The sequence below is a fragment of the Shewanella pneumatophori genome (genome assembly GCF_023283895.1).
Taxonomy (GTDB): Bacteria; Pseudomonadota; Gammaproteobacteria; order Enterobacterales; family Shewanellaceae; genus Shewanella; species Shewanella pneumatophori.
Genome location: NZ_JAKILB010000001.1, coordinates 474,891 through 486,077 on the forward strand (window position 1 = coordinate 474,891; position 11,187 = coordinate 486,077).

At 41.9% G+C, this 11,187-nt stretch carries 12 protein-coding genes; 9 read left to right on the forward strand and 3 right to left on the reverse strand.

Translation table 11 applies throughout. The features are described from left to right. Nucleotides 1–55 precede the first annotated feature (55 nt). Together pgm and seqA are read right to left on the reverse strand one after the other, a co-directional pair. Nucleotides 56–1,699 (reverse strand): phosphoglucomutase (alpha-D-glucose-1,6-bisphosphate-dependent), encoded by a 1,644-nt coding sequence (gene pgm, locus L2740_RS02080; RefSeq protein WP_248948339.1) that lies wholly within the window; start codon nt 1,697–1,699, stop codon nt 56–58. A 167-nt stretch (nt 1,700–1,866) separates the two neighbouring features. After that, a complete protein-coding gene (gene seqA, locus L2740_RS02085) occupies nt 1,867–2,421 on the reverse strand; it encodes a replication initiation negative regulator SeqA (protein WP_248471686.1) in 555 nt (184 codons plus the stop codon). A 276-nt stretch (nt 2,422–2,697) separates the two neighbouring features. Here seqA and L2740_RS02090 point away from each other — a divergent pair, with 276 nt between their 5' ends. From L2740_RS02090 to L2740_RS02130, 9 genes are all read left to right on the forward strand, one after another. Next, on the forward strand, nt 2,698–3,465 hold the full coding sequence (locus L2740_RS02090) for an alpha/beta fold hydrolase (RefSeq protein ID WP_248948340.1): 768 nt from the start codon (nt 2,698–2,700) through the stop codon (nt 3,463–3,465). Between the two features lie 99 nt (nt 3,466–3,564). Next, on the forward strand, nt 3,565–3,786 hold the full coding sequence (locus tag L2740_RS02095; protein ID WP_028768924.1) for a DUF2788 domain-containing protein: 222 nt from the start codon (nt 3,565–3,567) through the stop codon (nt 3,784–3,786). A gap of 11 nt (nt 3,787–3,797) precedes the next feature. After that, nucleotides 3,798–4,070, forward strand: coding sequence for a LexA regulated protein (gene ybfE, locus L2740_RS02100; RefSeq protein ID WP_248471688.1), 273 nt, complete (start codon nt 3,798–3,800; stop codon nt 4,068–4,070). A gap of 56 nt (nt 4,071–4,126) precedes the next feature. Then, nucleotides 4,127–4,654 carry a flavodoxin FldA gene (fldA, locus tag L2740_RS02105; RefSeq protein WP_248471689.1) on the forward strand — a complete coding sequence of 176 codons (528 nt, stop codon included), beginning with the start codon at nt 4,127–4,129 and terminating at the stop codon, nt 4,652–4,654. A 141-nt stretch (nt 4,655–4,795) separates the two neighbouring features. After that, the gene (earP, locus tag L2740_RS02110) at nt 4,796–5,989 is read left to right on the forward strand and encodes an elongation factor P maturation arginine rhamnosyltransferase EarP (RefSeq protein WP_248948341.1); all 1,194 of its coding nucleotides are present in this window, start codon (nt 4,796–4,798) and stop codon (nt 5,987–5,989) included. 44 nt (nt 5,990–6,033) lie between these two features. Next, a complete protein-coding gene (efp, locus tag L2740_RS02115; protein ID WP_220781648.1) occupies nt 6,034–6,594 on the forward strand; it encodes an elongation factor P in 561 nt (186 codons plus the stop codon). A gap of 352 nt (nt 6,595–6,946) precedes the next feature. Further along, nucleotides 6,947–8,161, forward strand: coding sequence for a pyridoxal phosphate-dependent aminotransferase (locus tag L2740_RS02120; protein WP_248948342.1), 1,215 nt, complete (start codon nt 6,947–6,949; stop codon nt 8,159–8,161). Nucleotides 8,162–8,305: 144 nt separating this feature from the next. Then, on the forward strand, nt 8,306–8,893 hold the full coding sequence (yfbR, locus tag L2740_RS02125; protein ID WP_248948344.1) for a 5'-deoxynucleotidase: 588 nt from the start codon (nt 8,306–8,308) through the stop codon (nt 8,891–8,893). A 17-nt stretch (nt 8,894–8,910) separates the two neighbouring features. Continuing rightward, complete coding sequence (locus L2740_RS02130; RefSeq protein WP_248948346.1) at nt 8,911–10,245, forward strand: anti-phage deoxyguanosine triphosphatase; 1,335 nt, start codon at nt 8,911–8,913, stop codon at nt 10,243–10,245. Nucleotides 10,246–10,328: 83 nt separating this feature from the next. On the opposite strand, the gene L2740_RS02135 is transcribed toward L2740_RS02130, so the two are convergent. Beyond that, complete coding sequence (locus L2740_RS02135) at nt 10,329–10,952, reverse strand: YchE family NAAT transporter (RefSeq protein ID WP_248471694.1); 624 nt, start codon at nt 10,950–10,952, stop codon at nt 10,329–10,331. Between the last annotated feature and the right edge of the window lie 235 nt (nt 10,953–11,187).

The following is an 11,187-nucleotide window of genomic DNA, read 5'->3' on the forward strand; positions in this document are numbered from 1 at the left end:
AGCGCGACCAATAAAAAGGCACCCTAAGGTGCCTTTTTCGTTCTAAAAATTCACATTACTTTAATGCATCAGCCACAATCGCTTGCGCTTCTTTAAGTAAGGTCGCCAAATGTGCTTCACTGACAAAGCTTTCAGCATACAGCTTAAATAAAGCTTCGGTACCTGACGGACGAGCCGCAAACCAGCCGTTGTCAGTAACCATTTTAATGCCGCCTATCGCTGCGTTATTACCCGGCGCATGAGTTAGCTTTTGTAAAATACTATCTCCTGCAAGGGTATCAGCAGTAATTGCATTAGCATCGATTTTTGAAAACTTAGCTTTATCTTCTAGGCTTACAGGGCTATCAATCCGCTGGTAATAACTTTTGCCGAACTGCGCTTCAAGCTCATCATATCGCTGTTGTGGCGTTTTGCCGGTAACAGCTAAGATCTCAGCCGCTAACAAACAAAGAATAAAACCATCTTTATCTGTACACCAAGTACTACCATCTTTTCTTAAAAATGCAGCACCAGCGCTTTCTTCACCACCAAACGCAAACTCGCTATTACCTAGACCGTCAACAAACCATTTAAAGCCTACTGGCACCTCAGCCATTTGTTTATTGTGCAGCGCACAAACTTTATCAATCATCGCGCTTGAGACCAGTGTTTTACCAATCACCATCTCGGCGGTCCACATAGGGCGATGGGTAACAAGGTAATCAATTGCAACTGCAAGAAAATGGTTAGGATTCATCAAGCCACTGCCAGGGCAAACAATACCGTGGCGGTCGAAGTCAGGATCATTACCTAAACATAAATCAAAATTATCTTTATGTTTTAATAAACCAGCCATAGCATATGGAGACGAACAATCCATACGGATTTTACCGTCTTTATCAAGCGGCATGAACGCAAAGCTAGGGTCGACACTTTGGTTGACAACCGTAAGGTCAATGCCGTAATGCGCAGCAATCGGTTGCCAGTAGTCAATACCTGAACCACCTAGTGGATCAATACCTAACTTTATCTTGGAATCTGCAATAGCCTGCATATCGATGACATTGGCAAGATCTTCTACATAGGGTGTAATTAAATCTTTTTCTGTCAGCAATTCACTTGCTAACGCATCTTGGTAACTCACCTGCTTAACGCCGGTGAGATTACTTGCAAGATATTCATTAGCTTTATCTTGGATCCAATTGGTGATCTCACCTTCCGCTGGGCCACCATGGGGCGGATTGTATTTAATCCCACCGTCTTGAGGCGGATTATGCGATGGAGTAACAATCAAACCATCAACTAAAGCCTGACCTGATGGACTTTTATTGGCGCAAATAATCGCATGAGAAACGACCGGTGTAGGCGTGTAACCGTCATTCTTATGAATCACGACATTTACGCCATTTGCCACCAATACCTCAATAACTGAAATAGCAGCAGGCTGAGATAATGCGTGGGTATCGATACCTAGAATTAGCTGACCAGTGATATTCGCTTGTATGCGGTAATCAGCGACAGCTTGGGCAATTGCGACGATGTGTGCTTCATTGAAGCTACTATTTACGGCACTACCACGATGGCCAGATGTACCAAAGGTGACCTGTTGTGTCACATCTTCTACATTGGGTTGTAAGCGGTAATATAGGCTAACGAGTTTTGGGATATTGACCAAATCCTTTTGCTCAGCAATCAATCCTGCTCTCTTATGTGTAGCCAAGTACGTTCTCCTTTATGGCGTTGTAATAAACACTGAACCTTTTATAGTTTCAGCTTACAGCTTTTATATTAATAATTTATGTCTGCCTTAAAGCCGACAAAGGTTTGCCGATATTGAGCAAACCTTGAGTTAATGGCCTTTAACGATTCAGAATTTACAATTAACCGTTAAATTTTAGCTGCGATCTCACTTATCTGCACTTCATCAGTACCAAACTGCATTAACACTTCTGACAAAATAGTGCGCTTTTTTGCAGTGTTATTATTGGTAGTAACCCAAAATCCACTTTGACCAATCTCTTTCGGGTTAGCAGACTTACTGGCTTTTAATAACGCTTCCTTTGAAGTCGCGAAATATAAGCGGTCACGCCCTTGGATCTGTAATACCTGCTCAAATTGCTTAGGCGATGCTAAATACACAGTATCTAGAATAAATAAGAAGCGCCCTACTGCACCTTTCTGATTCGCTAGTAGCTCTGCGTCAATTAACTGATTAAAGTCAGAGACCGCTTTTACTGCTGCGACAGGCTTTTTAACTACCTTTTCAACCTTAGGAGTTTGTTCAAGGCTTGGATGACTGATCTCTTCAGGAGCATCTTCAACCACAGATTCAACTTGTAGTCCCAATATACGGCGCAAAATATCCGAAGCGCTCTCGCCAATTTGTTCTGTTTTACTGGCGATGTGTCGATAAAGCTCTTCATCAACTTCGATATATTTCATAATGGTAGTCTTCCTTAAGTAAAAAAGCGGAATAGCGTTGTTTTAATGCGATCGATCGCAAACGATCCCGAATTATTCGCCCAGTGTAGCGAGGTTTAGTGCCTTGATAAAGCGCCATTAAATGAAAACTGCGATCCAACTGAAAAAGAACTCATTTAACAAGCGATCTTTGCCGATATTTTCTCCTCTTGTGGTGATTTTATGGCTAATAGTTGGTTTTCTTAGCTAACCAAGGCACAATCTGCGCCAAATTTACGTTACCAAGGCAGCCAGAAAATGCATTACACCACCAGTGGCCAAGGACCCGTTGTTATTCTCATTCACGGTCTTTTTGGCGATCTCGATAATTTAAAAGCACTTGGTAAAGAGTTGGAAACCGACTATACAGTGGTGCGTGTTGATGTACCCAATCATGGTGCAAGTCCACATATCAGCGCAATGAATTATCAAACCCTAGCTGACAACATGGCTGACTTTATCGGGCAGCTTTGTAGTAAGCATGGATGTAACAACGTGACGCTTGTTGGACACTCTATGGGCGGTAAGATCGCAATGGCAACTGCACTTAACTACCCGCAATGGGTTAATAAGTTAGTGGTTGCCGATATTGCCCCAGTTAGCTACCAAAGCCGTCATGACGCAGTATTTGCTGCATTAGAAAGCATGCCAGTTAATGAACTTACCGATCGCCGACAGGCCTTAACTCATATGCAGGCATCCAGCATTGATGATGGCACCGCACAGTTTTTATTAAAATCATTAACTAGAACAGCTACTGGTTTTGCGTGGAAAATGAATCTTTCGGGACTTAAAAGCAGTTATCCAGATATTATTGCCTGGCCAGAGTTTGGCGCTGTCTATGAAGGCCCTTGCCTATTTGTCCGCGGCGGAGATTCTGATTACATTACAGCCGAACACCGCCAAGCGATTATGAGCCAATTCCCAAATGTAAAAGCCAAAACGATTGCTGGCACCGGTCACTGGCTACATGCTCAAAAAGCCAACATTTTTAATCGTATAGTTAAAGATTTCATCACTAGCTAGTATGGTAATTTTCGCGAGAGAAACATGTAAAGCTTATAGCCGCTCGAAAACTTATATGGTATATTCGCGCAACTTTTTTGGCCTAGAAAGGAATGGCAAATGCTAATGCAATATATGGAACAGATTGAAGCACTCGGCTTAAACCTGTTTTTTGCAGCCATTTTCTTTTTTATCGGTATGGCCATTCAAGATGTACTCAAGCAAGGTAAAGTGCCAAAGTTTGGGCGTTACATCGTTTGGCTAGTGTTATTTCTCGGCTGTGCCGGGTTTATTGCAAAAGGGATTATACAGATGACCTGGGAAGGCTCAGGTATCGGGTAAATACGAATTCAATGGCAAAAGAAACATCAGATAGAACCACCATTGATCTGTTTGCAACAGAAAAGCGACGTGGTAGGCCTCGCAGCAATCCGTTGCCGCGCGACCAACAGCTCAAAATTAATAAAAGAAACCAGATTCAGCGTGACCGAGCTAACGGATTAAAGCGAATAGAGTTAAAGGTGTCACAAGATTTGTATGACGCCTTGAATGAACAAGCTGTGGCCAGTAATATCAGCCGCAGCCAACTAATCGAATCTATACTACAAAAGCAGGTTAGTAACTAACCCACTTTTTATATACGTGCACCATTAATAGTTAACTAGATATTAAAGGAACAACAATGGCAACTGTAGGTCTTTTTTTCGGGTCTGATACAGGCAACACCGAAGCCGTCGCCAAAATGATCCAGAAAAAACTGGGCAAGCAAATGGTTGAGGTAAAAGATATTGCCAAAAGTACCAAGGAACAAATCGCAGATTACGATCTGTTGATTTTCGGCATTCCAACTTGGTATTACGGTGAAGCGCAATGTGATTGGGACGATTTCTTCCCAGAACTTGAGCAAATTGATTTTGAAGATAAATTAGTCGCAATCTTTGGTTGTGGTGATCAGGAAGATTACGCAGAGTACTTCCTTGACGCTATGGGCATGGTTAACGAAATCGTTGAAGCGCGTGGCGCTGTTGTAATTGGTCACTGGCCAACTGCAGGTTACGATTTTGAAGAATCAAAAGGCCTAGCAGATGAAAACCACTTTGTTGGTTTAGGTATCGATGAAGATCGTCAACCAGAACTAACTGAAGAGCGCGTTGACGCTTGGGTTAAACAGATCTACGAAGAGATGTGTTTAGCAGAGCTAGAAGACTAACAAAACTCGCTAAGGTATTTTTACTTTAGTATTTTTTGATAGTAAAAGCGGCATATTAATATGCCGCTTTTTTGTCCGCGCTGTTAGCGTGTCAGTTTAATTCGACTCTTGGACTAAGAGTCGCACGGTGAGTGTTATAGCATGGTAAGTGGTTCGTCTACTGAGCATTGGGACATTTTTTGTGCTGTTGTCGATAACTATGGTGATATCGGTGTCACTTGGCGCCTAGCTAAGCAATTAGCTAATGAAAAACAAATTGATATTACACTTTGGGTCGATGACTTAAATAGCTTTTCGCATATCTTACCCCAGCTCGATCCACAACTTACCACCCAAGTTCATTACGGGATCACCATCAATCAATGGACAGTGCCTTTAGCTCTGACCTATCAGCCAGGTGCTGTTTTGATTGAAGCATTTGCCTGCGAACTGCCAGATGAAGTCAAAACTGTACTGTTAAAACTGCATAGTGATTACAAAGCAGATAGCAGTAAACAAAAGCCGCCAGTGTGGATTAACCTTGAGTACCTCAGTGCTGAGTCTTGGGTCGAAGGCTGCCATGGTTTACCCTCTATGCAACCAAGCGGATTAAAGAAGCACTTTTATTTCCCTGGTTTTACAGATAAAACCGGTGGTCTGCTTTGTGAAGGTGCTTTACTAAAGCAGCGCGAAGAATGGCAAAACGATCCACAAAATAAAATGGCATTGTTTGCACAATTAGGTCTTAAGGGCATAGAGGTTCAAGATAACGTCATTAGTGTGTTTAGCTATGAGTCCTCTGCCCTGTTAGCCCTATGTCAACATTGGCAGCAAAGTGAACAAACAACTCATGCGCTCATCCCAAAAGGTAGAAGCCTGAATAGTTTACGTTCAATCTTGCCAACGCAGGTAGACCAGTTAACAAGCGGTGAACAGATAAAACTCGGTAACTTAATCATCCACATTTTGCCAATGACAGATCAAGAGAGCTACGATAAGCTACTTTGGAGCTGTGATTTTAATATTGTGCGCGGTGAAGATTCGTTCTTACGTGCCCAATGGGCTGCAAAACCGTTCATTTGGCACATTTATGTGCAAGAAGATGACTATCATCTAATAAAATTAGATGCCTTTATGCAGCTTTACTGTAATAATCTGCCGCCAGAATTAGCTAAAAGCTGGAAAGCGCTCAATCTTGCCTTTAACCAAGAACAAGACACACAAGCGACCCAGCACTGGCAACAAATTAATTTAGCCAATTTGCCGTTGTTGCAACATGCAGCTCAATGGCCAATTGACGCGATAAATGATGTAGATCTTGTTTCTCGACTAGTTCAATTCGTCAAAAATAGCTAAGATACTACGTTTAAATAGAAAAACCTAAAATAGGAAATAGTATAATGAAAACTGCTCATGAACTCCGTCCTGGTAACGTGATCATGTTAGATGGCAGCCCATGGGTTGTTCAAAAAACTGAAACAACTCGTTCTGGCCGTAACGCTGCTATCGTTAAATTAAAGCTTAAGCACGTTCTACAAGATTCTACTACTGAAAGCACCTTCAAAGGTGAAGACAAGATGGAAGATATCATTCTAGAGCGTCTAGACTGTACTTACTCTTACTTTGCTGATCCTATGTATGTATTCATGGATGCTGAATACAACCAGTACGACGTTGAAGCTGAAAACCTAGGTGATGCTGCAGCATACATCGTTGACGGTATGGAAGAGAACTGCCAAGTAACTTTCTACGAAGGTAAAGCAATCTCTGTTGAACTACCAACTTCAGTAGTACGTGAAGTAACTTACACTGAGCCTTCAGCTCGTGGCGATACTTCAGGTAAAGTAATGAAGCCAGCGACTATCACTGGTGGCGGTACATTAAGTGTTGCTGATTTCGTTAAGACTGGCGACATGATTGAAATTGACACTCGTACTAACGAGTTCAAAAAGCGCGTTTAATCTTAACCACGCTTATTAAAAGCCAGCATTTGCTGGCTTTTTTGCATTTAAAATTCATGTCTATAATTTAGCCATTTAATACCAGCTAAGGCGATATTTTTAAAATGCTAAATTAGGCTTTATATTGCGGCTTGTTGTAACTTTGCCACCACTCACACTGCAAAAAACCGCCAAAACAGCATAAAACACTTTTCGATTAAGTATTAAAGCCAGCAAATAAGATCATATTCTTTTTTAACCCATCAAATTAGGCATTTAATCCTTTATTTGTTGTTTGATTTTAGCTATTGTGCCAGCAACTAAGCCAAATAAGTATTTGGCTCATATTTATAGAAGCATTTTCGAGGTGTAGATGCGCCCAATTATCAAATCCAATAAACTAGATTCTGTGTGTTATGACATTCGCGGTCCGGTGCATAAAGAAGCCCGTCGACTAGAAGACGAAGGTCACCGTATTCTAAAGCTGAACATAGGCAACCCTGCCCCATTTGGATTTGAGGCCCCAGAAGAGATCGTACGTGATGTGATCTTGAATCTACCAAGTGCGCAAGGCTACTGTGAATCTAAAGGCCTATTCTCTGCTCGTAAAGCGATTGTACAGCACTATCAATCTCAAGGTATTTTCGGTGTTGATATCGAGGATATCTACATAGGTAATGGTGTATCTGAGCTGATTGTAATGGCTATGCAAGGCCTACTAAACAGCGGCGATGAAATTTTAGTGCCTTCGCCAGATTATCCACTTTGGACAGCAGCTGTGCATCTATCAGGGGGTAAAGCACAGCATTACCGCTGTGATGAAGAGTCTGACTGGTTCCCAGATCTTGAAGATATCAAGAGCAAAATCACCCCAAGAACCCGCGGTATTGTGTTAATTAACCCAAATAACCCTACTGGCGCAGTCTATTCAAAAGAATTGATCTTGGAAGTAATTGAGCTATGTCGTCAAAACGATATGATTTTATTTGCCGATGAGATCTACGACAAGATTTTATACGATGAAGCAGTACATATTCCTGCTGCTAGCTTATCTGACGATATCTTAACCGTTACCTTTAATGGTCTGTCAAAAGTGTATCGCGCAGCAGGCTTCCGTGTAGGTTGGATGATGCTTACTGGTAACAAGAAAGCAGCTAAAAGCTACGTTGAAGGCTTAGATATGCTGGCCTCTATGCGCCTGTGTGCAAACGTACCAAGTCAGCACGCAATTCAAACAGCTTTAGGTGGTTATCAGAGCATTCAAGAATTAGTTCAGCCAGGCGGCCGTTTACGCGTTCAGCGTGATGCTTGTGTGGATATGCTTAACTCGATCCCTGGCGTTAGCGTCAAAACACCAAAAGGCGCGTTATATGCGTTTGCTAAACTTGATCAAAAGAAATTTAACCTTCGAGATGATGAGCGTTTAGTTCTGGATTTACTAAAAGACCGTAAGATCCTCTTAGTTCAAGGCTCAGCCTTTAACTATCCAGAGCCGGATCATGTACGGGTAGTATTCCTACCATACAAAGAAGAGTTAACCAAAGCACTATCAGAATTTGGTGACTTCTTAGGTAACTACAAGCAATAACTGTAGCCTTACAAAACCTTGCTAAAAGATAATTAATCTATTTATCAATGTTTAACAATTAAAAACGACCTTAGGGTCGTTTTTTTATATATTAACTATGCTAGTCTCAAGGAGTCATCGTCAGTGCTAGATTAAAGGAAGATTATGAGTCATTTATTTGCCCACTTAGCTAGAATGAAATTAATTCAACGCTGGCCACTCATGTATAATGTAAGAACTGAAAATGTACAAGAACACTCCTTGCAAGTCGCTATGGTCGCGCACTCACTGGCAATTATTAGCAACAAAATATTTGATGGCAACTACGACCCATACCAAGCGGCAACCATTGCCATATTTCATGACGCCAGTGAAATTTTAACAGGTGATCTCCCCACTCCAGTAAAGTACTTCAATAAAGAAATCGAAGCCGAATACAAAAAGATTGAAGCCATCGCCGAGCAGCGTTTGCTGGAAATGGTGCCCGATGAATTTAAACAAGATTACCAAGCACTGTTAACCAGTGAACACGCGGACCCGGAATACAAAGCGTTAGTAAAATCAGCAGACACGCTTTGTGCATACCTTAAATGTTTAGAAGAAAAACGTGCTGGCAATAGCGAGTTCAGCACGGCTCAAAAACGTCTAGAACAACGCCTTAAAGGCGATACAAACCCAGCGGTCAGCTATTTTATTGAACACTTTATTCCCAGCTTTACCCTAGATTTAGACGATATCAATAAATTGCTTTAATGCCTTGAGGAAACTGCATGACAGATCCAGTATGGAATGAGCGACGCTTAGGCGAAGACAAGCAAAGACGTAATGATCACCGCAGCCCGTTTCAGCGCGACCGTGCTCGTATTCTGCACTCGGCTGCTTTTCGTCGATTACAGGCTAAAACGCAAGTGCTAGGCGTAGGCATGAATGATTTTTATCGCACCCGCCTCACCCACTCTTTAGAAGTATCACAAATTGGCACAGGTATTTGCGCGCAGCTTAAACAAAAACAGCCACAATATGATCCACTGCTCGACTCAATGAGCCTGATTGAATCTCTGTGTCTGGCGCATGATATCGGCCACCCGCCATTTGGCCATGGCGGTGAAGTGGCACTCAATTACATGATGCGTGAACACGGCGGATTTGAAGGCAATGGGCAAACGTTTCGAATACTTACCGGTTTAGAGCCCTACACTGAACATTTTGGTATGAACCTATGTCGGCGAACTTTACTTGGGATCTTAAAGTACCCTGCGCCGTACAGCCAACTTTGTAGTACGGACAAACACACCAAAGTTGAAAAGTTCAGGCAATTAAAACCCGCTGACTGGACGCCAGTTAAAGGTATTTTCGATGATGATTTAGCCATACTTGACTGGGTGCTTGAGCCTTTGTCTCAATCAGATAAAGCGCTATTTCTATCCAGTTATGCCCCAAACAACAGCAAACATAAGCGTACTCGTTTTAAATCGTTAGATTGCTCAATTATGGAGCTAGCTGACGATATCGCTTACGCTGTACACGATTTAGAAGATGCCATAGTAATGGGGATAGTAAATGAATCACAGTGGCGCAGTGATGTTACTCTGGCCCTAGCTGATACCAACGACGAGTGGATAAAACATGAGTTTGCTACCATAAGCCAGCGATTGTTCTCGGTTAAACATCATGAACGTAAAGATGCTATTGGCACTTTAGTTAACGGCTTCGTCACCGCAATATCTATTCAGCAAGTCGATGGCTTTGAAGAACCTCTTCTTAAATACAACGCAGCATTAGAACCTGCTTTTGACCATGCGCTTAGCGTGTTAAAGCAGTTTGTGTTTAAGTATGTGATCCGCAAACCAGAGATCCAAATGCTGGAATACAAAGGCCAACAGATTGTCATGGAGCTATTTGAAGCTTTTATTTCTGATCCTGAGCGACTCCTGCCACTCAATACTCAAGAGCGTTGGCTAGCAACAGAGGCTAAACAAGGTAACAGCCACCGCGTTATTGCTGACTATATTTCCGGCATGACAGATGAGTTTGCCGCTAAGTTGCATCAACACCTATTTAGCGCAAAATCGGGGTCAATGATGGAGCTTAGTAGTGAGTTTTAGTGAATCAAATTAATGTGGTAGTTTCACGTAAATAGCAAAAAGGCACTCAATGAGTGCCTTTATCATTTTACAGCTATGTCTTATCAGCCTGGAAAAAATCCTTTCACACCAGCGGCAATAACTTCGATACCGATAGATAGCATTAATAGACCCATTAGACGGGTAATAACGTTAATTCCTGTGTTACCGAGGATTTTAAAGATAATTGGCGCCATTCTAAACAGAGTAAAACTAAGTAAGCCAAATAGAATCACAGTGATAGACATACCAATAAGGTTTTCTAGACTGTTGTGCTCAGCAGCCGATACGATAACTGAACTAATTGCACCTGGGCCTGCCATTAACGGCAAAGCTAATGGCACAACCGCAACAGATTCCATACCGGATGCTTCACGGTCTTCCTCTTTGTTACGCTTTACTTCACCAAGTTTACCTTGCAACATCGACATCGCGATAATTGCAATCAAGGTACCGCCCGCGATCCTAAATGCCGATAGCGAAATGCTAAACATATTTAAGATATGTTGGCCTGCAAATATCGTCACTAGCAAAATCACCACCACAGCAAAGTTAGCGACTTTGCCGGTATGGTTACGCTCAGCTTCGGTTTGGTGGCTGGTTAAGCTCACAAAAACCGGTAACAATCCAAATGGATTAATTATCGCAATTAAGCCAAGAAAAAATTTAACGTAGAGTGTTAAATCCAACGTCTTACCCTCAACGCGCCCAAGGCGTTATGTGTTCATAAAAAATGTGGCGCTACTCTAACTCATGACTCTTAAAACCAAAAATGAGATTTTCTATCCTAAATCACAACTTTGAATAATAGTTATCAATTTACAATTCAATCACTGTCTTTAAATCACAACATCTTGTCGCCATTATGGTTATAAAATTACAAAAAGCAGGCAAAATGGGCTTTTCATCACAGATTAAAGGCGC